Source organism: Synechococcus sp. 63AY4M2 (assembly GCF_002760475.1).
Lineage (GTDB): Bacteria > Cyanobacteriota > Cyanobacteriia > Thermostichales > Thermostichaceae > Thermostichus.
Map to the genome: position 1 here is coordinate 1,868,933 of NZ_AXUX01000001.1, position 22,636 is coordinate 1,891,568.

The window sequence follows — 22,636 nt, forward strand, 5'->3', positions numbered from 1 at the left end:
CCATTTCTGCTCCTCAAGATTGATGGGTGTGACGGGAGTCCTCCCGCCAGCGGCAACTGGGGGGATCCGTTTCGCCTGGCTGGGCGGCAAACTCCAGCGGCCCGTTTTCGGTGTAGAGGTGCAGGTCGAACCAGAAGGTGGATCCCTGTTCCAGCTTGCTTTCCAGGCAGATGCGGGTGTGGTGTTTCTCCAGGATGTTGCGCACGATGGCCAGGCCCAGGCCGGTGCCCTCCAGGGTGTGGACGCGGTTCTCCACCCGGAAAAAGCGGTCGAAGATCCGCTCCTGATCCTCCGGGGCAATGCCGATGCCCGTATCGGCCACCGCCACCCGCACTGCCTGCGGGGATCCATCCGCCTGAACCACCAGGTGGGCATGTACTGTCACCAGGCCCCCTGAGGGGGTGAACTTGAGGGCATTGCCCAGGAGATTGGTCATCACCTGCAAGAGCAGATCGTAGTTGCCCCACACCAAAGGCAGATCGGGATCAACGAATTTGCGCAACTGGATCCCTTTGTCGCGGGCTTGCAGGTGGTGGGTGCGCAGGGTTTGCTCGATCACCGCTGCAATATCGACAGCCTCGAAGTGGTACTGTTTCCCCGACTCCAGACGGGACAAATCCAACACATCGTTGACCAGGCGGGTGAGGCGATCGGTTTCGCGGTTGGCAATTTCCAGATAGTCCAGCCGCTCCTCTGGCGACATCTGCTCGCCGTACTCGTAGAGGGTCTCGATGAAGGACTTGATGCTAAAGAGTGGGGTGCGCAGCTCGTGGCTGATGTTGCTGATGAACTGGGCCTTGGCCTCGTTGAGCTCCACCTCGCGGGTGATGTCCTGCACCGTCATCACGATCCCCTTGAGGTTTTGCCGCCGCGGATCCGACACCGGCGACAGCAGGATGCGGATGACGCGCTTGGTGGGGCCGCTGAGGTTGACGCGAATTTCCTCTGCCTCTTGATCCCCGCGGGCAATTTGCATCAGGGGGCGGGCCAACTGCTGCCGCAGATCCTCGGGCAACAGCTCCGGCAAGGGCTTGCCCAAAACAGGCTCGCCCTCCCAGCCGAACATGCGGGAAGCCGCCGGGTTGAGCAAGAGTACGCGAAACTCAGCGTCCAGCAAAATGGCGGCATCGACGATGGAGAAAACCAAAGTCTCCAGCTTGGCCTTGGCGGCGGCCAGTTCTTCGATGTTCTGCTCCTCGTAGCTCTGCAGCCGCTCCGCCATCTCGTTAAAGCTGTCGATGAGCTGGGCCAGCTCTCCCCCAAAGGGCAGGTCGATGCGCTGCTTGAAGTTGCCCTTGGTGATCTCCTGGACGCCCTTGACCAGTGCTTTGATGGGGTAAGTAATGGTGAGGGCGTTGACCACGGCTCCCAGGATGGCCAGAACCCACACCGCCAAGAACACTCCAATCGCGACCTCCCGCGCCAGTTGCGTCGAGCGCACGAGGGCGGGGTTGGGGTTGATGCCAAGGCCGAGGGTGCCCAAAAAGCGGCCCTGATGATAGATGCCGACAAAAATGTCCGTCACCCGCCCGGCAGGGGTGAGGTGGGTGCGCACCAGCGGCTGACCCTCGGCAGGCGGGCGGTTGTCCGGCAGTTGGATGCGACGGGTAAGGCTGAGGGAGGTTTTCACCTCCTGGTTGGAAAACGGGATCCCGTAGTAGATGTTCCCCTCCGGGTCGGCATAGAGCAAATAGCGAATGCTGCTGGTGCTCTCAAAATATTGCCGCGACAGCTGGGCCACTTCGCCAATGCGATCTTCTGCGATCAGGGGGGCGACATTGGCCGCCAACAGCAGCCCCAGATCCCGGCCAAAGCGGGCTTCGTTAAAGCGCGCATCCTGCTGCACGGTGCTGACGGCCCAGAAGGTGAAGCTGCTCACCACCAGCGAGACCACCAGCGTGGCCACAAAGAGCAACTGGGTCTCCAGGCGCAGCTTTTGTTTCCAGCGAGACCACCAGCGCCGCAGGGATCCCCAAAAGAACCCCCCCCTTGACGGCTCCCCAGTCTCCCCCGGCAAGGGCTGGGGAGGAGAAGCAGCAGCCGCCTCAGGGGATTGGACTTCGGCAAGGGGCTCGGCAGTGCTGACAGGAGACATGAACCCGACGTGACAACCCTGAAGAACACTGTCGCCACCATTCTGGCATGGCTGCCGACAGGGTTAAGAGGGTTCGATTTTCTGCAAAGATTGTTACAAGCAGGGATCCCGAAAGGGCAAGGGGAGATGCCTCTACAGAGGTTGCAGGCCCAGCTTCTCGAGCAAAGCCGCATCGGCAGCCTGGCCCGGATTGGGCGTGGTCAGCAACCTTTCCCCGGTGAAGATGGAGTTGGCCCCCGCCAAGAAGCACAACGCCTGCTCGCTCTCGGACAGGTTTTTTCGCCCTGCCGAGAGCCGGATCTGGGCGGTGGGCAGCAGCAGGCGGGCCGTGGCGATGGTGCGCACCAGCAGCAGCGGATCGGGCGGGGGAAGCTGGCCTAGGGGCGTGCCGGCCACGGGAACCAAAGCGTTGATGGGCACTGAAGTGGGGGGCGGCGTCAGGTTGGCCAGAACGTGCAGCAGGCCGATGCGGTCTTCGTCGCTTTCCCCAAGGCCGACAATGCCGCCACAGCAGATCTGCAGGCCGGCTGCCGCCACATGGGCCAGTGTCTCCAGGCGATCCCGATAGGTGCGCGTCGTGATGATGCGGGGGTAGAACGCCGGCGAGGTGTCCAGATTGTGGTTGTAGGCCGTCAGACCCGCCGCCGCCAATTGCTGCGCCTGGGCAGCCGACACCATCCCCAGGGTGACACAGGCTTCCATCCCCAGCTTGCGCACCAGGCGCACCATCTCCAACACCCGCTCAAACGCCTCCCCTGCCGGGGCCGACCGCCAGGCAGCGCCCATACACAGCCGGGTGGCGCCGGCCCTTTGGGCGGCCATGGCCTGCTGACGCAGCGACTCCAGCGAGATCAAGGGGTAGGTCTCGATCCCTGTCGAGTAGCGGGCGCTTTGGGGGCAATAGGCGCAGTCTTCCGGGCAGCGGCCCGACTTGATGTTGACCAGGGCGCAGAGTTGAACCCGGCCAGGCGGATGGTGCTGCCGATGCACCGTTTGCGCCTCGTACACCAACTGCAGCAGCGGCCGATAGTAGATCTCGCGAACGTACTCTAGAGCAATGGCCATGCCGGCAATGTCCAAAACAAAAGGTTGAAGGGATCCCTAAAAGCTTGCCAGCGCTCTTAGGTTTGGCTATGATACGAAGTCTGTGCCTTGGGAAGGCGAACCCGCCTTGCTTAGAAACTCAACCATGATAACCGCAGAAGCAGTGGCCAAAGGTCCTATCAGCCAATTTCTTAAGCATCACTTTCGCCACTTCAACGCCGCCGCCCTGGTGGATGCCGCCAAGGGCTACGCTGCTCACCTGGAGAAAGGCGGCAAGATGATGGTGACCCTGGCCGGCGCCATGAGCACGGCAGAGCTGGGCCTTTCTCTGGCCGAGATGATTCGGCAGAACAAGGTGCACGCCATCTCCTGCACCGGCGCCAACCTGGAGGAAGACATCTTTAACCTCATCGCCCACGACTTCTACGAGCGGGTGCCCCACTACCGCGATCTCAGCCCGCAGCAGGAGCAGGAGCTGCTGGAGCGGCACCTGAACCGGGTAACCGATACCTGCATTCCCGAAGAAGAGGCGATGCGGCGCCTGGAAAAAGCTCTGCTGGAAGAGTGGACGGCTGCCGATCAGGCGGGGGAGCGCTACTTCCCGCACGAGTTCATCTACCGCATCCTGCGCAGCGGCCGGCTGGAGCCCTACTACCAGATCAATCCGCGGGATTCTTGGGTCTATGCGGCCATGGAGGCCGACTTGCCCATCTACGTACCGGGCTGGGAGGACTCCACCACCGGCAACATGTATGCCGCCCACTGCATCACGGGTGAGATCCGCAATGTGCATACCGTCCGCACAGGGATCGAGTACATGATCCACCTGGCGGACTGGTACACGCACACCTCGGCGGAGTGCTCCATTGGCTTCTTTCAAATTGGCGGCGGCATTGCTGGGGATTTCCCCATTTGTGTGGTGCCCATGCTCCATCAAGATCTGGGTCGCCAGGGCGTACCCCTGTGGGGCTATTTCTGCCAGATCAGCGACTCCACCACCAGCTACGGTTCCTACTCGGGGGCAGTGCCCAATGAGAAGATCACCTGGGGCAAATTGGGGATCGACACCCCCAAATTTGTCATCGAGTCGGATGCCACCATCGTGGCGCCTTTGATCTTCGCCTGGGTGCTGGGGTGGTAGAGAAGGGGAATCAATCTGTATGCCCGTCGGTTGAGGCGGAGCGGGGCCAGCGGGACAACAGGGTTGCAGCTTCCCAGCGGCGCAGATCCTGGGCGATGCGCAGGGGCGTGAGGCCGTAGCCGTCCGGCTCGTCGATCTCAGAGCCATGTTCCAGCAGCAGCCGAACGACCTCGGGGTTGCCGGACCAAGCGGCAAAATGCAGGGGAAGGCCACCGGCGCCAAAACGAGCGTTCACCTCCGCCCCTCCCTGGAGCAGGGCTTTCGTAACCTCAGGGTTGCCCAGGCGAGCGGCTTGGTGCAGTGGGCTAGCTCCCCCATGGTCTAGTTGATTGGGATCCGCCCCGGCAGCCAGCAAAAGGCGGGTGTTGAGGCCGCTTTCTACGAAGAACAGAGCCGTCTTGCCCCGCTCCTCAACGGCGTTGGCGTCTTTCCCCAGCCAGAGGGCCAACTGCAGCCGCAGCGGGTTGGCAGTGGCCAGAGCCTGGGGATCTGCCGGCAAGCTGTACCCATAGAGCCCCAGACCGCCTAGCAGCAGGGATCCCAACCCGACACCTACAGCCCACCGCCTGCGCCTCATGGCCCTACTCCTCAAAGAACAGGATGGCGATCCCTTGGCTGGGCAGGGCCTGGGCCGAGAGCAGCAAGGGGTTGCTGAGGGCAGGTTGCGCGGCAGCGGCGGGAAAGAGGCGCAAAAACGCTTCTAGAGGCTGCAGCTCGCACTGGGACTCCTCGGCGGCGGCGGTGCGGTACATAGTCGGGATGACCAACTTGGGCTGCAGCGCTTCGATGGCCGCCTTGGCTGCGGCGGGATCGTAGTTTTTCGGCCCACCCCCCACCGGCACCAGCAACAGGTCAGGGCGAGCCAGCAGGATGGACTGTTCCCGGCCAATGGGCTGCAGTGCCCCTCCCAAATGGACAATGTCGATCCCGGCCATGCGCCAGCGCCAGCCCACGTTGAGGCCAAAGCGGGGGCCCCGCGGCATGCGCACCCCCTGCACGCGGATCCCGTCGATGAAGTAGTCCCCCGGCTGAAACAGCACCCTGGGGTTGCCCGGCACCACGTCCAAAGCCCCTTCGTCCAGGAGACGGCTGCTGAGCAGCACCAGATCGGCAGCAACGCTGGGAGCAGGGTAGCCGGCTGTACAGCCCGCCGGGCGGAAGGGGTTGACCAGAAAGCGCTTGCCCTCCCCCTCAAACAAAACGCAACTGTGGTGCAGCCAGGTCAGCTGCAGGCCCTGGGCGCTGGAGCCGGGGGTAAACTCCAGGGATCCCCCTGGAGAAGGATCAGTTTGCGCCCTTGCCCATTGACCCCCTGCGGCAAGGGATCCCAGCAAGCTGGCGCTGGCTTGCAAAAGTTGGCGACGCTTCATCGGGTGGGGATCCTTGACACAACCCCGGCAGCCGCCGGCTGGAGCAATCCCGAGGTAGGGATCTGGGCCAAGCGCAGGAAGTTGCTCAGCAGGCGTTTGCCCTCCGCGGTCAAAATGCTCTCCGGGTGGAACTGCACGCCCTGTACATGAAGATAGCGGCGGTGGCGGATCCCCATAATGATGCCGTCCTGAGTTTGGGCCGTCACCTCTAGTTCGTCAGGACAGGTGGAAGCCTCAATCACCAAGCTGTGGTAGCGGGTTGCAACAAAAGGCTGGCTCAGCCCCTCAAACACTCCCACCCCTCGATGATAGATGAGGGAAGTCTTGCCGTGCATCAGCTCAGGTGCGCGCACGATCCGACCGCCGTAGACCTGTCCAATGCACTGGTGACCCAGACAGACGCCCAAAATCGGCAGCTCCGGCCCCAGCTCGCGGATCAACTCCAGCGAGATGCCGGCATCTTCGGGCCGTCCTGGCCCTGGAGAAATGACAACCGCCTGGGGACGCATCTGGCGCAGCTGGGCCACTGAAATCTCGTCATTGCGAAAAACTCGTACCCCTGCGCCTAGCTCCCCCAGGTATTGCACCAGGTTGTAGGTGAAGCTGTCGTAGTTGTCGATAACAACCAGCACGATGGTACCCGGCAACGGCACCCCATTTTAGCATTGCCCAGGCTTCAGGGCCCGCAACCCGGAGCCAACACCCAAGTCAAGCTTGTATCCTGGGAGGTATAGCACACAAGCAGCAGCAAGGTGGCTAGCTTTTAGGTTGTTTTTGATTTTTCAGATCCCATGAACTTGCTTCTCTCTCCGGCGACCGACTTGCTGGACGAGTTGCGCAGGCTTTTCCCTTTTGAGCTGGATGAGTTTCAGATCCAAGCGATTCAAGCTCTGGCCGCTGGGGAATCGGTGGTGGTCTGTGCGCCTACAGGATCCGGCAAGACCCTGATTGGAGAGTATGCCATCCACCGGGCCTTGTCCCAAGGCAAGCGGGTTTTTTATACAACTCCTCTGAAGGCTCTTTCCAACCAAAAGTTTCGCGATTTCAGCCAGCAATTCGGCCCGGAGCGGGTTGGCCTCCTCACCGGCGACATCTCCATCAACCGGGAGGCGCCCATCTTGGTGATGACCACCGAGATCTTCCGCAATATGCTCTACGGCACGCCGCTCTCTCTGGCTGTCCAGCGCGGGCCCTACGGCAGCGAGAGGGATGCGTGGGAAGAGGCGGAGGCTCTAAGCCGGGATCCCTTGCGGGACGTGCAGGCGGTGATCCTGGACGAATGCCACTACATGAACGACCAACAGCGGGGCACTGTCTGGGAAGAGGCAATTATCTACTGCCCTGCCCACATCCAGCTTGTTGCCCTCTCGGCCACGCTGGCCAACAGCGACCAGCTTACCGACTGGATGAACCAGGTGCATGGCCCCACGCGACTGGTCGATTCCAGCCATCGCCCAGTGCCGCTGCAATTTCACTTTGCCAATCGCAAAGGGCTGTTCCCCCTGCTGGAGCAAACCGAGTCAGGCCAGTGGGTTTGCAATCGCCGCCTGAGAAGCAAGCCCTCCAAGTCAGGCCAGGCTCCCTACGGAGAAGTACCGGATATGGCCCAGGTGGTGGAAAACCTGCGCCGACGGGATATGCTGCCGGCCATCTATTTCATCTTCAGCCGCAAGGGCTGTGACCTGGCGGTGGCCAGTTTGGGAAACTTGGACTTAATTAGCTCTGAAGAAGAGCGGCGGCAGTTGGCCGAGCAGATCGACCGTTTCTGCCAGGAAATGCCAGAGGCAGTGCGCCGGGATCAACTGGATGCCCTCTACCGGGGGATTGCCGCCCACCATGCCGGCATGTTGCCCGCCTGGAAGGGCCTGGTCGAGCACCTGTTTCAGCAGGGGCTGGTGAAGCTAGTTTTTGCCACCGAGACGCTGGCTGCCGGGATCAACATGCCCGCCCGCACGACCGTGATTTCCTCCCTCTCCAAGCGCACCGACGACGGCCATCGCCTCCTGACTGCCTCTGAGTTTATGCAAATGTCGGGCCGGGCCGGACGACGGGGCAAAGATGTGATCGGGCATGTGGTGACCTTGCAATCTCCCTTTGAAGGGGCGCAAGAGGCGGCGCGGCTGGCCACTGCGGGAGCAGATCCCCTGGTGAGCCAGTTTACTCCCACCTATGGCATGGTGCTGAACCTGCTGCAAAAGCATTCTCTGGAGGCGGCGCGGGATCTCATTAACCGCAGCTTTGGCCAGTATTTGCTCTCGCTGCAAAAGCTGCCCGAACAACAGGAGCTCCAGCACACCCGCGCCGAGCTGGAGGAAATTGACCGCCTCCTGGAGGGGATTTCCGACGAAGATATCGCCCGCTACGAGAAAATGCAGGCGCAACGGCGGGAAGAGCGGCGCATCTTGCGCTACCTGCTCAAACAGCGAGAAGCCGAGCCGGATCCCACCCTGCGCCTATTGGCCTTTCCCCACATCCAAGCCCAAGAGGAGAAAATCCGCGCCCTAGAAGCCCGCATCCGCGTCAACCCTGCCCACAGGGTTGGGAAAAAGCTGCTGGGTTTACAGGAAAAGCGCCAGCGCCTGCGCAAGCGTCTGCAGCACCTGGAGCGGCAAAGCGACTCGGTACAGGAGTTGCGCTGGCAGCAATTTATGGCCTTGGTGGGGGTGTTGCAGGAGTTCGACTGTTTGCGGGAGTATCAACCTACCGCCAGCGGAGAGGTGGTAGCCGCTCTGCGGGGAGATAACGAGCTCTGGCTGGCGCTGGCTTTGCTATCTGGCGAATGTCTAGGCTGTGCTCCCCATCACTTCGCTGGGGTGATCGCTGCCCTGGTGGCCGAGCCTCCCCGTTCGGGTACCTACAGCCGGCTGCGTACTTCCGGGCTAGTCGAGGATGTGCTGCATGGCTTACGAGGCTTGCGGCGGCAACTGTTCCGCAGCCAGCGGCAACACCAGGTGTTTCACGTGCCGATTGGGTTTGAGCCTGGCTTGGCCGGGATCGTGGAACACTGGGCGCAAGGGATCCCTTGGGAACAGCTAGAGGCCAGCACCAACCTGGATGCTGGGGATATTGTGCGCCTGATTCGCCGCACGCTGGATTTGCTCTCCCAGATTCCCTACATACCCCATCTGCCAGCCGAGTTGCGGGAAAACGCTCGCAAAGCCCAAAAACTGCTGGATCGCTTCCCGGTAAGCGAGCTGATCTGAGCGTAGATTGTAAGGAATCTGCCAGGATTCGGTTGCCCCTGGGAATCCTCTGTTTGGGGAACTGGAAGTGGACAAGACAGGTTGTTTTGTCCGTCCAGCCAACTGCGTAGGGCCCACAGTCTGCTGGCGCAAACGCGATGCTGCTCCGGCGGGAAATGCCGCCGGGCCGAAAATTGCTTCGTTGCCAGAAAGATCGCTTAGAGAAGGATGACGATCTCGATGCAGCGCTGAACGGTGCTCGGCTGTGCTCAGTACCCGGTGTTCCTAGGTCTTTCGGAGCGGATTATGCTCCCGCCTGCCTAAGGTGCGGGCGGCTGTCTATGGGGGGGTCACCACCGAGCGCTTCACCGCAGCCATGGCTTGCTTCCGCGCTGCGCTTTTTCGCTCGAGAGCGGGTGGTGGGGGGCCGAGGCTTTTGTTATCCTGTCGCTTAACGGATGCAAGCACGAGTCCCTAGATTGCTGTGTCAGGGAGATTTGGCTCCATTGGCAGGCTCGGAGAGAGGATGGGATCTGATGTTTACTTGGCTCTGGACGAAACACTTTTCTCGCCTAAACCAGAGGCTGCAAAGCTTGGAGGTGGCCCGCGAGGAAAACCTTCTGTCTCCTGATCTGAGCGCCCAAACTCTGCAGGTGGCCCCTGACTTTTGGGAGCGGCAGCACCAGGCTTTCGTCTACCTGGATAAGCAGATGCGAAAGCTCAGCCGTCGCAGCAAGATTTGGGGCGGGATGGCACTGCTGGCTGTTTTGGCCGATGCTGCTTTGGTGGTTGCCGGCTTGGCGATGCTCCAGTCTTGGCAACAGATGCGGGCCGACCAAAACCTTGCTCGCATTGTCCAACAGGCTGCGGCTGCTGACCCTGTACAGCAAGCCTTTGACAACCTGGTGGCCCAATTGCCGCATATGAACGAGGCAGAGCGGTATCATGCCCTAGAGGCGTTGCAGGCCCTTTCGGCCATCGCCATGGCGGGCCGGGGCTCCTACGGCTACTCTCCTGGCATCTCTGTGTACGGCTCTGTTCCTACAGCTGCGACAACCCCTCTTGAGGCCCAACTGCAAACCATCTATCAGTTGGGTCAAATGCGTGCAGTTGAGGCGGTGCCGGCTTTGCTGACCAAGCTTTCTGACGGCGAACCGGCGGTGCGGGAGGCGGCAGCCCGCGCCCTCGGCCAAATCGGGGATCCGCGCGCCCTGGATCCCTTGCACGCTCTCCTGGCCCACGAGACCAATGAGTTGGTTCAGGACGCAGCCATTGCTGCGATTGCGCAAATGCTGCGCTGAAGAGCAGGTCAAGGACGCGTCGATTCGCTAAAAGTTCGTAGTGGGTGCTGAGGCCAGGGGATGAGAAGCGACAAGTTCGGCAGAGGGGCCAAGCTCGCAGGGATCCTGTGTTGGGTGTGGGGATCCGCCTTGCCGGTTTGGGCGCAGGATCCTTTTCGCAGCGGGGCCAATGCCCGCCCCATCAGCCCTGAGGTGGCTGCGGCGTTTGAGGAGTTTTTCTGCGCAGGCCGCTACACCCAGAGCCGAGAGAAGCTGGAAATAGCCAAGAAAGCTTCCCCCGACGAGCCAATGGTCTATGCCCTGTTGGCGGCGCTGGCCTACCAGGAGGGGGATCTGGATGCTTTTGCCCAGTTGGCCACCCAAACCCGACAAGTGGCTGCCGAGCTGAAAAAGACGGATCCCTTGCGCGGCAACCTGTATGAGGGCGTGGGCTATGGGCTGGAGGCGGCCAACACTGTGGTGCGGGAGGGGGTGGTGATCGGGCTGCCCAAGGCATTGCCCACCCTCAATCAATTGTTTGCGTCCATCCGGGCCGCCCAGGCCGTGGACAGCAGCGACCCAGAGCTGAATCTCCTCAACGGCTATATGGATTTGCTGCTGACCTATCGGGAGAAAGCGTTGAATCAATTTCGCCTGGCAGCGCCTGACTATTTGTCCTACCGCGGCCAAGCCCTGGCCTATCGGGATATGAAACGCTTTGACGAGGCGCTGGAGGCGGTGGAGCGGGCCATTGCTGCTTCCTGCAACAACCCTGAGCTCTACTACCTCAAGGCGCAAATTTTGGTTGCCAAGGGCCAAGACCGGGAGGCAGTTCCCCTTTTCGACCAAGCCCTGCAGGCTGCTGCCCAGTTGCCTGAAGCTTTGGTGGAGCAGATCCAGATGGAACGGGATCGTGCCGCCCAGCGCAGCGGGTTAACCGGCCAGTTGCCTACACCGACTCCCTCCCCCTAACACTAATGGGCCTGCGTATCAGCGGCAAACGAGCGCTGCAGACCCCTGCCGGCCTGGGCACTCGACCCACCCCTGGGCGGGTGAGGCAGGCCCTGTTCAACATCTTGCGGGGGCAGGTGGAGGGCTGTCGCTGGCTGGATCTCTGCTGTGGAGCCGGCACAGTGGGGGCAGAGGCCCTGTGCCATGGGGCGGCCTTCGTGGCCGGGATCGAGATCGCCGCCCCTGCCTGTCGCATCATCCGAGCCAACTGGGCCAAGGTGGCGCAGCCGGGGCAATCTTTCCAGGTCATCCAGGGAGATGCCCGCAAGCTGCTCAGCCGAGGCTTGGGTTTGGATCCCTTTGATTACGTCTACTTTGCTCCCCCCTACGAGGCGGGTCTGTATGCCCCCCTGCTGCCGCTGATCCCGCCCCTCCTCAAGCCAGGCGGAACTTTGATCGTCGAGCACCGCAGCAGCCACGAGCTGCCCGACCAGGTGGGATCCCTGCTGCGCTTTGACCAGCGGGCCTACGGGCAAACAGCGCTGGCTTTCTACCGGCATCTGGGAGAGGAGCGCTAGGGGAAGGGGGTGCTGACGAAGCCGATCTCCAGAAGCTGCTGGTAGGCCTGGGTGCCTAGCTCCCGGGTTGGGGTCTGGCTCTTGATGACCTGAATCAGCCAGGCTACGGCCTCCTCGGGGCGCCCGGCAGCCCGATAGACCACGGCCAGATCGTAGGCAGCCTCATCTCGGGCCTGGGCGGCAACGCGGGCCAGCTCCCGCTGCTCTTCGGAGATGCGGTTTTGGATCCCGGCAAAAGCCCGGGAGAGATCTTGGTGGTAGTTGGAGCGCTGGTTGTAGGCGTTGAACACCTGTTGCAGCAGCTCGATGGCCCGGTCGTAGTTTTGCGCTTGGATGGCGGCATCGGCTTCGGCGGCCAGTTGTTCAGCCCGCAACACGCTGAGGGCATTGTTGGGCTGTTCTAGGGCCCGAAACTGCTGCGGGTTGGGAATGAGCTGCTGGCCAGGGGGCAGCTCTTGAGCCGTGGCCCAGAGAGTCGAGCCGACGCCCAGGACAAGGCCAAGCAACAAGCCGAAAGCCAACCGCGCCCAAGAACGGCGCAGAAAGTTGAGCCCTTGGACAGTGGCGTCTTGGCGCCGACCTTGGCCAATAACAGCGGGACGTCGTCCGAACATTGGCAGGCAGTCCTCAAAACCTCGTTAACCCGTTCTACTTTATCTCACTCTGGGTGCCTCCGCCGCAGCTCAGGGATCCCCTCAGCCAGAAGTTGCTGGGAGGCTGGCTGTTTGGACGGAGTAGAGCTAAGTGGGGGCGGGCTGATTCTCAGAGGAGGTCTTTTCCGGCCTCAGCGGCAAGTTCATAATCAGCTCGTACAGGCGCAGGTATTCCAGCGCCGAGCGCTGCCAACTGAAGTCGGTGGCCATGCCCCGCTTTTGCAGCGCCTGCCAAGTGTCTTTGTGCTGAAAGGCCTCCCAAGCCCGCGCCAAGCAGGTGTAGAAGTCCAGGGCTTCGTAGCGATCAAAGCAGTAGCCCGTACCGATCCCCTTGCTGGGAATGTGATGGCTGACCGTATCCACCAGCCCTCCCGTGCGGCGGGCAATGGGCACACAGCCGTAGCGCATGGCGATCATCTGGCTGATGCCACAGGGCTCAAAGCGGCTGGGCATCAAAAAGACGTCTGCTCCTCCATAGATCAACTGAGCCAGTTGCGGCTGGTAACCCTGTTGATAGGCCATTCTGCCCGGGTGCCGCTCGGCCATCTCCCGGATCCGCCCCTCGTAGTAGGCTTCCCCGCTGCCCAGCAAGACAAATTGTGAATCGCTATAGGCCAAAAAGCGATCCAGGGTTTGGATAAGCAGATCGATCCCCTTTTGTTCCACCAAACGCGCTACCATGCCCATCAAGAACACGTCGGGGTTAACGGTCAAACCCAAGCGAGACTGGAGCGCCGCCTTGTTCACCGCCCGGCCGCTGAGGTCGTCGATGCTGAAGTTGGCCTCGAGAGCGGGATCGGTGCGGGGATCGAACTTCTCGGTGTCGATGCCGTTCAGGATCCCCCGCAGGCGCTCCCCTTTCCAGGCCAGCAGATCCTGGAGGCCCTCTCCATGGAGGCTGGTGCGGATCTCCAGGGCGTAGGTGGGCGAAACCGTATTCACTTGGTCGGCGTAGAGGATCCCGGCAGCCATGGTGTTGTGGGCGGAAAAATACCAGGGCAGCCAGGTCATGCGTTCCAGTTGCCAACGCCAAGGCCCCTGATAGGCCAGGTTGTGGATGGTAAAGACGGTGCCGATGTCGGGAGCCTGGTGCATCCAGGCCGGGATCATGCCGGTGTGCCAGTCGTGGCAGTGGATGATGTTGGGTTTCCAAGGGTAGTAGGTCCAGGCAAATTCAGCCACGGCGTTGGCAAAAAAAGTAAAGCGCCAGAACTCGTCCTCGCCGTAGTAGATGCGGTGGGGAGCAAAACAATAGTGGCTGACCAAGTAGAGGGGCACATCGGTGCCGGGCAAAACGCTTTCGTAAATATCGGCCACCTGCCCCATGACCTGTTTAGACCAGATGGGATCCTTGGAGCGGGGGTATTGCCCCGGTTCCGGGCCGAACTTGTCCCAGAGAAACCCGTACAGGGGCATGATGATGCGCACATCCTGCCCCAGCTTGCGCAAAACGACGGGCAGGGATCCCACCACATCCGCCATACCCCCCACCTTGGCAATGGGGGCAGCCTCCGCCGCTGCAAACAAAATCCTGGCTTGCACCACAATGCCCTCCGTGTTGCGATGACCCTCGTCCTGCTGAGGCAAGCGGATCCCGGCAAAACCCTTCCCATCCTAAAACACAAGGGATCCCTGTGCCGGCCAAGCTGGGGCAGAGCCTCATCCTGAGAAGTGTTGCAATTTATTAATTTTTCGTAAGATAGAAGGGCGGTGCCGCTCAGAAATGCTGGGGGCGGTGCTGCACTGCATTTTTGGTTGGTTGTCTTTTTCTGGAGAAAATTGTCCTATGACCATCGCAGTAGGGCGCGCGCGCCAGGAGCGAGGATGGTTCGACATCGTCGACGACTGGCTCAAGCGCGACAGATTCGTGTTTATCGGCTGGTCGGGGCTGCTGCTGTTTCCTTGCGCCTATTTGGCCCTGGGCGGCTGGCTGACCGGCACCACGTTTGTAACCTCTTGGTACACCCACGGGTTGGCCAGCTCCTACCTGGAGGGGTGCAACTTTTTGACGGTGGCCGTGTCCACCCCCGCCGACAGCATGGGGCACAGCCTGCTGCTGCTGTGGGGCCCGGAAGCCCAGGGGGACTTTACCCGCTGGTGCCAGATTGGCGGGCTGTGGACCTTTGTGGCCTTCCATGGGGCGCTGGGCCTGATTGGCTTTATGCTGCGGCAGTTTGAGATTGCCCGGCTGGTGGGGGTGCGGCCCTACAACGCCATTGCCTTCAGCGCGCCGATTGCCGTGTTTGTGAGCGTGTTTTTGATTTACCCGCTGGGGCAGAGCAGTTGGTTTTTTGCGCCCAGCTTTGGAGTGGCGGCGATTTTTCGGTTTTTGCTGTTTTTCCAGGGGTTCCACAACTGGACGCTGAACCCGTTCCACATGATGGGGGTGGCCGGCGTGTTGGGTGGAGCGCTGCTGTGTGCCATCCATGGGGCGACGGTGGAGAACACGCTCTACAAGGATGGGGAAGCGGCGAGCACGTTCCGGGCATTTGAGCCGACGCAGGCGGAAGAGACGTACTCGATGGTGACGGCGAACCGCTACTGGAGCCAGATTTTTGGGATAGCGTTTTCCAACAAGCGGTGGCTGCACTTTTTCATGTTGTTTGTGCCGGTAACGGGATTGTGGATGTCGAGCATTGGTGTGGTGGGGTTGGCGCTGAACCTGCGGGCGTATGACTTTATCAGTCAGGAGACGCGGGCGGCGGAAGACCCTGAGTTTGAGACGTTCTACACGAAGAACATTTTGCTCAACGAGGGGATTCGGGCCTGGATGGCGCCGCAGGACCAGCCGCACGAGCGCTTTGAGTTCCCCGAGGAAGTCCTGCCCCGCGGCAACGCGCTCTAAGGAATCGTTGCCTGCCCCTTGCCAGGGATCCGCTCCTGGCAAGTCTAGGGATCCCAGAGGTTTGCGGATCCCTTTTTTTATCGGTTGCAAGGCGGCTGGGCTCGCAGGCGGGCGCAAATGGCCTGCCAAACCTGTTCCGCCAACTGGGACGGGCTGGCTTCTGAATGGATGGGCACCCGCACGTCGGCCTGGGCGTAGAAGGGTTCTCGCTCCTGCATCAGCCTCTGCAGGGCAGCTTGGGGATCGGGGGTTTGCAAGAGGGGCCGTTGGCCAGGATCCCGCTTTAGGCGTTGCCAAATGAGCTCAGGGGCCGCATCCAGCCAAACGGTGAGGCCGTGGTGCAGGTAGCTCCAATTTTTGGGCCGCAGCACGATGCCGCCCCCCGTAGCAACCACCAGGCGGGTGTAGCCGCTGAGCTGAGCCAGCACCTGGGTTTCCAGCTCCCGGAAGTGGGCCTCCCCCTGCTCGGCAAAGATCTGGGCAATCGAGCAGCCCGCCACCTGCTCCACCAGGGCATCGGTATCGAAGAAGGGGCGGCGCAACTGGGCGGCCAGCTCAGCTCCCAGGGTGGACTTGCCGCTGGCCATCATGCCAATCAAATAGACGGTCACGCCACGCAGGCGTTCGGCTTCTTCCGGCTGAATCATGAGATGGGCAAAGATCCGCTAGGGACTTAAACGTATCCGTGCTCGGCCAGAAACTCCAGAGAAAGGCCGCTCTCCGGCGGAGCCAGGCCCAACAATTTTTCCACATACTTGCCCAGCATGTCCGCCTCCACGTTCACCGGATCCCCCACCTGCAGCAAGGAGAGGTTGGTCTCGCGGTAGGTCTGCGGGATCACCGCCACCTTGAACCAGCAGCCCCCCTGGCGCACCTCGGCAACGGTCAGGCTGACCCCGTTGACGGCCACGCTGCCTTTGGGCACGATGTAGCGACCGATCTCCGCCGGCACCTTGAAGCTCAGCTCCCAGGCGTTGCCGGTGGCCGCTTGCTCCCACAGTTGTCCCACCCCATCGATATGGCCGCTGACGAAATGCCCCCCCAGCTTGTCTCCCACCCGCAGGGACGGCTCGAGGTTAACGGTGCGCGGGCCGGATCCCTGGCCCCAGACCGAGCGCCGCAGCGTTTCCGGCGAGACATCGGCCAAAAAGCCATCGGGCAGGATCTCCACCACCGTCAGGCAGAGGCCGTCCACTGCCACGCTGTCGCCATAAGCCAACTGCGGCTGTAGCTCTGGACAGATAACCCGTATTTGGGAAGAGGAGATCAACTGAGCTGTACCCAAACTGCGCACCAGACCCGTAAACATAGTTTCGGCCTCCTTGGCCCGCTTTCTAAGCTTTGGCCTGATCCCCAAGGGGGGCAGGGGATCCCCGCCATGGGCTGGGCGGGTTGGTTTTGGCTCCTCGGGGAGAGTAGGGGGTGTGCTCTTGCTGCTGGGCCTGGGCCAAAAGCCGCTCCACCTCGGCGACGAGCTGGCTTTCGCTAAAAGGCTTGGTCAGGTAGCCGGTTGCTCCCGACCACTTGCCGCGGATGCGATCCAGCAAACTATCCCGCGAGGTAACCATCAGGATAGGGAGAGACTTGAACTCTTCCAGGCTACGCACAATGCGGCAGAGTTCTATGCCGTCGATCCCGGGCATGGCGATGTCCATCAACAACAGGTGAGGCCGGTGCTGAAACAAAAGGGGGAGCACCTCGGCGGGGTTGCCCGTTGTGATCACGTGATATTTGGATAGGTACTGCCGCAGGATTTCTTGCATCACGACACTGTCGTCCACCGCCAAGAGGGTTGTGGGAGCGTGGCGCTTAGCCTGCAGCAGTTCTGGGGGCGTTTGCAGGCTCACCAGACCTTTTTTGGCCCAGGCAGCGAAAAGGCCGGCCACCTCCAGCCGATCCCGACACAGCTTCTTGGCAATGGCCTCTAGCGACTGGCCATCTTTGGTGAGGGCGTGTAGCTTTTGCCGCTGTTCGTCGGTAAGGCGATAGCGGTTGACCCGATCCCAGTTGACCACCGGCACCGCCAGCATGGTGGGAACAGCCAGCGGCTCCAACTCAAACCCGCCAATGGGGGCCTCTTGGGCAACCCGTTCCTGCACTTCAAAGGAACAGGTGCCTGCCCGCTCAAAGAGATAGCGATCGAAATCGGTGAGCAGGTTGAGCCAGAGCGCGTCTTCCAGCTCACCTGGCTTGATCAGGCCCAACTGGGCGATGGCCTCTAGCAGTTCCGGCAGGGAGTTGTCTTTTATCAGCCGCTCCTGCAGCACTCGGATAGCCCGCTGCGACCATTCCAAGTTGAGGCGGGGAATAAAGCGGGATAGGCGCTTTAGCAGGATCTGAGGGTTGAGGGGCTGATCGGCGGAAAAGAGCAGTCTGCCGTAGTAGTAGGTCAGCACCCAAGGCTCCGTGCCCTCGGCGGGATCCCCCCCTTTGAGGTGGAGGTGCAGATAGCCGGTGCTAAACTGCCGACCTTGCTGCCGGAGCAGGGGCGCCAGTTCCCCCGCTGCAAACACAAAATGGGACATGGGACATCCTCCCGGCCAGCCTCTGCAGTCCAAATGCGCAGGGATTCACCTCGGCCACACACCCAAGCTTGCAGAGGCAGCCGTGATTCACGGCTGCTTCATCTCATTATCGTCTCTTTACCAAAAAGAAACACAAGAGGATAGCTTGGTAGCCCGGTACTTGAGTGCGGGGCGAAAAAGCCCTTGAGCCACTTTAGTTGCTTCTTTGTTATATAGAGCTTCTCCAGGAAAACAACCTACTGCGGTGCAAAACCGGCGCGGCAATAACTAACCTGGAGGAACTTCAGTCCGAAGTAAGCAGAACTTTGAGGTTATGCCTCAAAGGACTGTCTAGGGGTGTCTTGACAGCGCCTTCGCGAGTCCATTTTGGGCTGCGTAAGAATCCCCTGGGTGGGAGTGTCAAAGGCAGAACTCTGGGAACCCTACCAGCAGCCGCCCGACCGGAACCGCTGCAAGGCTCAGGCTGGGCTCGCGGCTGCAACAATCCCGTCGGCTACAAGTTTAGAGTCTCTCGCTGGGCCCGGAGCAATTCTTGGATGCCGGCCTGGGCCATATCCAACATTTGCAACAGTTGCGAGCGGTCGAAGCAGCCGGCTTCGGCGGTGCCCTGAATCTCGATCAAGGCTCCCTGCTCGTTCATGACAATGTTCATGTCCACTTCCGCTTGGCTGTCCTCCTCGTAGCACAAATCCACCAGCACCTCGCCTCGCACGATCCCCACCGAAAGGGCTGCCACCTGCTGCCGCAAGGGGGATCCCTGCGCCGGATCCAGCAGCCCCTGTTTGTAAAGCCAAGTGATGGCGTCGTGCAGGGCCACATAGCCACCGGTGATGGCGGCGGTGCGCGTGCTGCCATCGGCCTGCAGGACGTCGGCATCGACAGTGATGGTGCGGGATCCCAGCTTGTGGAAATCCAAGGCGGCGCGCAGGCTACGCCCGATGAGCCGTTGGATCTCGGCGGTGCGGCCTGAGACTTTTAGCGTCTCTCGCGGCTGGCGCTGTTGGGTGGCGGTGGGCAGCATGCGGTACTCCGCTGTCAGCCAGCCTTGGCCGGTGTTCTGCAAAAAGGGGGGGACTTCTTCGGCCACACTGGCGGTGCAGAGGACATGGGTATCGCCAAACTTCACCAGCACTGAGCCCGGAGCGTAGCGGGTGAAGTGGCGCTGAAAGGAAATCGGGCGCAATTGGGCAGCCGTGCGACCATCGGGGCGTTGCCAGCTCATGAGCAGTTCAAAAAAGGATCCCTCGCATTGTCAGTCATGTTCGCCCGAGGCAGCTCACGGCTTGGAATCTCTACAGAAGTGCCGCCGGCGCCTTGACAGGCGGGGGTCTGGAGGATCGCAGCCGTGGGCCGGTTGGGCAGGTTACAGTTGAGCAGGTTACACTGTAAAGAAGTTCTTAACTCTCATTTCCTGCTGTTGCTATTGTTGCGGCAAGACAATGCTGCAAGAGCAGTCCTACGGGACAACGGCCAAGACAGGAAGCGACAAGGACAAGATTGCCCATGCTTCACCTCCTGCTGCAACAGCTGCGCCGATCCACTTTGGATCCCCTGCAAGAGATCTGCTGGACGCCGGAACTGATCGGGATCCTGCTGGTGTACTTTGTGCAGGGGGCGGTGGGGCTGGCGCGGCTGGCCACCAGTTTTTACTTGAAGGATAGCCTGGGCCTGGGGCCGGCGCAGACGGCGGCGCTGATGGGCTTTGCCGTCATTCCCTGGACCCTCAAGCCTCTTTACGGCCTCCTCTCCGATACGCTGCCGCTGGCAGGCTACCGCCGCCGTCCCTACCTCTTGCTCTCCGGGCTGCTGGGGTGTGGGGCTTGGCTAGGGATGGCCCTGTGGGCGCCAACGGCTGAGTTGGCGATGCTGTGGATGGTTTTGGGATCCCTGGCGGTGGCGGTGGGGGATGTCATTGTGGATTCGCTGGTGGTGGAGCGGGTTCACGGCAGCGACTGGGCGGGGACGGGCACGCTGCAGTCTTTGTCCTGGGGGGCGACGGCGCTGGGATCTCTGCTCACGGCCTATGCCGGAGGGGCACTCCTAGCCCACTATCCCCCCCAGGTGGTGTTTGGGCTGACGGCCTTGTTGCCGCTGCTGATCGCCCTGGCGGCTTGGGTGATTGTGGATCAGCCGGTGGCCTGCTCCTTTGGCTGGGATCCCTTGCGGCAGCAGGTGGGACAGGTGTGGCGGGCGCTGCGGCAACCCAGCATTCTCTTGCCGGTGTTGTTTGTCTTTATCTGGCAGGCAACCCCCAGCGCCGACGTGGCCCTGTTTTATTTTTTTACCAGCGATCTCGGCTTTGGGCCGGGGTTTTTAGGCCAGGTGCGGCTGGTTACCAGCGTCGCCAGCTTGGTGGGGGTGGCGATCTTTCAGGTGTATCTGCGGCGGATCCCGCTGCGGCCTCTATTTGGCTGGATGACGGTTCTCTCGGCAGGGCTGGGCCTAACCAGCCTCATTTTGGTCTATCACCTCAACCGGGCCTGGGGCATCGACGATCACTGGTTTAGTCTGGGGGATAGCCTGGTGCTGACGGTGGCAGGGCAGATTGCCTTTATGCCGGTGTTGGTCTTGGCTGCCCGCCTCTGCCCGCCGGGAATCGAAGCTACCCTCTTCGCCTTGCTGATGTCGGCTTTTAACCTGGCGGGGTTTCTCTCTCAAGAGTTGGGATCCCTGCTCATGCACGCGCTGGGGGTAACCGAGAGCGATTTCAGCCATCTGGGGCTGCTGCTGCTATTGACCAACCTGTCCACCCTCTTGCCCCTGCCGCTTTTGGGCTGGGTGCCGGAAGGGGGAGCAGATCTGGAGGCGGAAGCCCACGCTTCTCTCGAAGCCTTTTTGCAGGAGGTGCGCGCGGAAGAGGCCGAGGCAGGGATGGAGGCAATCCCTTTGGGACAGACGGACATCACCTATTCTTGAGGGGCTGGCTGCCAATCAGACGCACTCCTAGAGGCACCCCTCACCCCCAGCTCTTCTCCCAAAGGGAGAGAGGAGCTAGAGGTGGAGACGGCGTTCGGCTTCGCCATGCTTGAGTGCGAACTATCAATTGAGACTCCCACCGCCTAAAGGCGGGGGATTCTTACGCAGTCCACAAAAGAACCCGCAACGGCGTTGTCAAAGCGCCTCTAGACAGTTCCTGAAGGCAAAGCCCCAAGGTTCTGCTGACTTTCTTAAGCAGGTTGGCGGCAGCATTCGCATCAGCGTTGACCAACCACCCCTTTGCCGTTTGGTACAGGCCCCGCTTGATACGCTTTCCAGAGGGTCTCCACCCGTCGGGTTTTTCACCATAATTAGGTAGCTCATCTCCATCTAGGAAGCTTGCCTGCGAGCTGTACGCTTCCTCTACCTCAATAAACTCCATGCCATAATGCCAACATAATTGCGCGATACGCTCCTTGAACCGACCTGTTGGAATGAAAACAAAGTTTTGGTTAAAACCGCATTCTTATTTTTGTTCTTTGTTCCAACCGAAGAGGATTCTCCCAATTGAGTGGTGTAAACAGAAGTCAATGACCTTGCCCGCAGCTTTGTGGACCGCATTCTCCGGTTTCCGTAATTCGACGAAGCTTTTGCAACCAAAACCCTCGCAGCTTGTGAGTCTTGAGCCTAGCCAGCTCCTTGTTGTGCCACTGGTTGAAGGACTTGACTTTGCGGCCACCAATGATGAAGCTATGTCCTAAGTTGCTAACGCACGTAAGCCAGTTGTTGACTCCGTGGTCAATTGCTAGAGCTTTTCCCGGATCCAGCGATTGGGGCTGGGCAGGCTTAGCATAGCTCCACTCCAGCTACAGACTTACAGGTCTGTTGTGCGGCGGAAACATACATTGCGATAAAGTGCTTGTTTTGGGTTCTCGCCATCTCAGCGCAAAGCTCACCATAGCTTGCCCATCGCTTCGTAAAGCATTCAAAAGTAGAGCTTCTAAATATTTAAGGCAGGAGTTTGCTAACCTGCGAAAACTGCCTAGCGTTTGGAGCAGAAGTTATTGTTTCTGTACCGCGGGGAATGCTAGGGCTGAGGTAATTCAAAACTATATCAACGGCCCACATCATGGGTAAGCGACTAAAGTGGCTAGCGGGCTTTTCCGCCCTGCACTAAAGTGCGGGGCTACCAAGCTATCCTTTTGTGTACTGGCTGATGTCTTCCCCGGCTTCTGCCAGGAAGGAGAGGGCACGGCAGCGCAAGGCCACCACCTGGTCGTAGAGAGGGTTGAGCTTGCACATGGGGGGATGTGCATCACCTTGCGGCCAAACAGCACCACCTCCCGCTCAAAGGGGCACTGGCCGGGGATCATACGGCACAAGAAGCGGGCTACCTTCGCGTCGCAGACTTGGATGCCGTCCAGCCACTTCTGCAAGGGAGCCAAAAGGTCGGTATAGCCGCTCTCGGCCTGAGCCTCTGCCGGCAATGGCGAGGTGGCGCCCTTATTGACCAGCGTGGCCCCGAGCAGGTGGAGCTGGGGAAGCTCCAGTCCGAAGGCAGCGGCCAATTGGTGCAACAGACGGTCCTCCGGCTCGGAATATACCCCGTCGGCAACGGCTGTCATCACCGCCGTGCGCAGGAAATCTTCCCGCAACTCCCGCTGCAGCTGGGCCGCCAGCTCCTCTCAGGGGAGAGGGGAGCGAGATCTTTCCCCTGGTCTTCCGGCCAGTCGAAGCGGATGAGATCTTCGATAAGTCGCTGCTCCTCGAGGCTATATTCTCCATCAGAACCTCCGGGGTACTCCCGCCACAGCGCAGCTTGGCGGGCTGGAGGATAGGCGGTGAGACGAAGGGGTTCAATGCCCCTGAGTCTCACAATCTGGGCGTTGCCTGCTGCTCGACATACTTCTTCAACTCCTCAACGGTGACCCCACCACAAGAGGCAACAAAATAGGTCCCTGCCCAAAATACAGGCTTGCTGTAGAACCGTGCCACCTCTGTGACGAACTCTTTGCGAATCAACCGGCTGGAGACTGTTTTCAGGTTGTTCACCAGC

Annotated in this window: 21 protein-coding genes and 2 pseudogenes; 8 read left to right on the forward strand and 15 right to left on the reverse strand. The window is 60.8% G+C overall.

The features are described from left to right. Positions 1-13: 13 nt before the first annotated feature. Complete coding sequence (locus SYN63AY4M2_RS08290; protein WP_240530358.1) at positions 14-2,095, reverse strand: ATP-binding protein; 2,082 nt, start codon at positions 2,093-2,095, stop codon at positions 14-16. Positions 2,096-2,227: 132 nt separating this feature from the next. Beyond that, complete coding sequence (bioB, locus tag SYN63AY4M2_RS08295; protein ID WP_011431441.1) at positions 2,228-3,160, reverse strand: biotin synthase BioB; 933 nt, start codon at positions 3,158-3,160, stop codon at positions 2,228-2,230. A 142-nt stretch (positions 3,161-3,302) separates the two neighbouring features. Between bioB and SYN63AY4M2_RS08300 the strand changes: the two genes are divergently transcribed. Then, on the forward strand, positions 3,303-4,280 hold the full coding sequence (locus SYN63AY4M2_RS08300) for a deoxyhypusine synthase family protein (protein ID WP_099813307.1): 978 nt from the start codon (positions 3,303-3,305) through the stop codon (positions 4,278-4,280). A gap of 10 nt (positions 4,281-4,290) precedes the next feature. On the opposite strand, the gene SYN63AY4M2_RS08305 is transcribed toward SYN63AY4M2_RS08300, so the two are convergent. Genes SYN63AY4M2_RS08305 through SYN63AY4M2_RS08315 form a run of 3 tightly spaced genes read right to left on the reverse strand, consistent with a single transcriptional unit; the run spans position 4,291 to position 6,282 of the window. Next, positions 4,291-4,857, reverse strand: a complete 567-nt coding sequence (locus SYN63AY4M2_RS08305; RefSeq protein WP_099812737.1) for an ankyrin repeat domain-containing protein — start codon at positions 4,855-4,857, stop codon at positions 4,291-4,293. Positions 4,858-4,861: 4 nt separating this feature from the next. Further along, positions 4,862-5,650 (reverse strand): MBL fold metallo-hydrolase, encoded by a 789-nt coding sequence (locus SYN63AY4M2_RS08310; RefSeq protein WP_099812738.1) that lies wholly within the window; start codon positions 5,648-5,650, stop codon positions 4,862-4,864. Beyond that, entirely contained in the window at positions 5,647-6,282 is a 636-nt protein-coding gene (locus SYN63AY4M2_RS08315; RefSeq protein WP_099813308.1) for an aminodeoxychorismate/anthranilate synthase component II, read from the reverse strand. Before SYN63AY4M2_RS08315 ends, SYN63AY4M2_RS08310 begins: the two co-directional genes overlap by 4 nt. 159 nt (positions 6,283-6,441) lie before the next feature. Between SYN63AY4M2_RS08315 and SYN63AY4M2_RS08320 the strand changes: the two genes are divergently transcribed. The 4 genes from SYN63AY4M2_RS08320 to rsmD all read left to right on the forward strand — a co-directional run bounded on the left by SYN63AY4M2_RS08320 (position 6,442) and on the right by rsmD (position 11,641). Further along, entirely contained in the window at positions 6,442-8,853 is a 2,412-nt protein-coding gene (locus SYN63AY4M2_RS08320) for a DEAD/DEAH box helicase (RefSeq protein ID WP_099887314.1), read from the forward strand. A gap of 515 nt (positions 8,854-9,368) precedes the next feature. After that, positions 9,369-10,133, forward strand: a complete 765-nt coding sequence (locus tag SYN63AY4M2_RS08325) for a HEAT repeat domain-containing protein (protein WP_228375357.1) — start codon at positions 9,369-9,371, stop codon at positions 10,131-10,133. A 60-nt stretch (positions 10,134-10,193) separates the two neighbouring features. Further along, the gene (locus SYN63AY4M2_RS08330) at positions 10,194-11,084 is read left to right on the forward strand and encodes a Sll0314/Alr1548 family TPR repeat-containing protein (protein ID WP_011431434.1); all 891 of its coding nucleotides are present in this window, start codon (positions 10,194-10,196) and stop codon (positions 11,082-11,084) included. 5 nt (positions 11,085-11,089) lie between these two features. Next, the gene (gene rsmD, locus SYN63AY4M2_RS08335) at positions 11,090-11,641 is read left to right on the forward strand and encodes a 16S rRNA (guanine(966)-N(2))-methyltransferase RsmD (protein ID WP_011431433.1); all 552 of its coding nucleotides are present in this window, start codon (positions 11,090-11,092) and stop codon (positions 11,639-11,641) included. On the opposite strand, the gene SYN63AY4M2_RS08340 is transcribed toward rsmD, so the two are convergent. Further along, positions 11,638-12,255: a hypothetical protein gene (locus SYN63AY4M2_RS08340; RefSeq protein WP_011431432.1), complete on the reverse strand. Its 618-nt coding sequence runs from the start codon at positions 12,253-12,255 to the stop codon at positions 11,638-11,640. The two genes, rsmD and SYN63AY4M2_RS08340, sit on opposite strands and share 4 nt — an antisense overlap. Positions 12,256-12,381: 126 nt before the next feature. After that, a complete protein-coding gene (glgA, locus tag SYN63AY4M2_RS08345) occupies positions 12,382-13,776 on the reverse strand; it encodes a glycogen synthase GlgA (protein WP_240527885.1) in 1,395 nt (464 codons plus the stop codon). Between the two features lie 304 nt (positions 13,777-14,080). On the opposite strand from glgA, the gene psbD reads away from it, so the two are divergent. After that, positions 14,081-15,139: a photosystem II D2 protein (photosystem q(a) protein) gene (gene psbD, locus SYN63AY4M2_RS08350; protein ID WP_011431157.1), complete on the forward strand. Its 1,059-nt coding sequence runs from the start codon at positions 14,081-14,083 to the stop codon at positions 15,137-15,139. A gap of 77 nt (positions 15,140-15,216) precedes the next feature. On the opposite strand, the gene SYN63AY4M2_RS08355 is transcribed toward psbD, so the two are convergent. The 4 genes from SYN63AY4M2_RS08355 to rph form a co-directional block, all read right to left on the reverse strand. Then, the gene (locus SYN63AY4M2_RS08355) at positions 15,217-15,786 is read right to left on the reverse strand and encodes a shikimate kinase (RefSeq protein ID WP_011431430.1); all 570 of its coding nucleotides are present in this window, start codon (positions 15,784-15,786) and stop codon (positions 15,217-15,219) included. 26 nt (positions 15,787-15,812) lie between these two features. After that, complete coding sequence (locus SYN63AY4M2_RS08360) at positions 15,813-16,448, reverse strand: riboflavin synthase (protein ID WP_011431429.1); 636 nt, start codon at positions 16,446-16,448, stop codon at positions 15,813-15,815. Between the two features lie 25 nt (positions 16,449-16,473). Then, entirely contained in the window at positions 16,474-17,664 is a 1,191-nt protein-coding gene (locus SYN63AY4M2_RS08365) for a response regulator (RefSeq protein ID WP_099887315.1), read from the reverse strand. A 493-nt stretch (positions 17,665-18,157) separates the two neighbouring features. Next, a complete protein-coding gene (gene rph, locus SYN63AY4M2_RS08370) occupies positions 18,158-18,886 on the reverse strand; it encodes a ribonuclease PH (RefSeq protein ID WP_011431427.1) in 729 nt (242 codons plus the stop codon). Positions 18,887-19,167: 281 nt separating this feature from the next. Here rph and SYN63AY4M2_RS08375 point away from each other — a divergent pair, with 281 nt between their 5' ends. Next, the gene (locus SYN63AY4M2_RS08375; protein WP_011431426.1) at positions 19,168-20,580 is read left to right on the forward strand and encodes a folate/biopterin family MFS transporter; all 1,413 of its coding nucleotides are present in this window, start codon (positions 19,168-19,170) and stop codon (positions 20,578-20,580) included. 587 nt (positions 20,581-21,167) lie between these two features. On the opposite strand, the gene SYN63AY4M2_RS14460 is transcribed toward SYN63AY4M2_RS08375, so the two are convergent. Then, positions 21,168-21,446: a transposase gene (locus SYN63AY4M2_RS14460; RefSeq protein WP_143597029.1), complete on the reverse strand. Its 279-nt coding sequence runs from the start codon at positions 21,444-21,446 to the stop codon at positions 21,168-21,170. A 112-nt stretch (positions 21,447-21,558) separates the two neighbouring features. Here SYN63AY4M2_RS14460 and SYN63AY4M2_RS08390 point away from each other — a divergent pair. Then, a pseudogene (locus SYN63AY4M2_RS08390) lies at positions 21,559-21,717 on the forward strand (transposase); the annotation flags it as partial. Between the two features lie 57 nt (positions 21,718-21,774). Here SYN63AY4M2_RS08390 and SYN63AY4M2_RS14180 read toward each other — a convergent pair. From SYN63AY4M2_RS14180 to SYN63AY4M2_RS08400, 3 genes and pseudogenes are all read right to left on the reverse strand, one after another. Then, the gene (locus SYN63AY4M2_RS14180; protein WP_240527316.1) at positions 21,775-21,882 is read right to left on the reverse strand and encodes a Mo-dependent nitrogenase C-terminal domain-containing protein; all 108 of its coding nucleotides are present in this window, start codon (positions 21,880-21,882) and stop codon (positions 21,775-21,777) included. A 56-nt stretch (positions 21,883-21,938) separates the two neighbouring features. Continuing rightward, positions 21,939-22,205: pseudogene (locus tag SYN63AY4M2_RS14185) on the reverse strand (nitrogenase); the annotation flags it as partial. Positions 22,206-22,452: 247 nt separating this feature from the next. Next, positions 22,453-22,636 (reverse strand): transposase (locus tag SYN63AY4M2_RS08400; protein ID WP_206337007.1); only part of this gene is annotated, 184 nt, incomplete at its 5' end.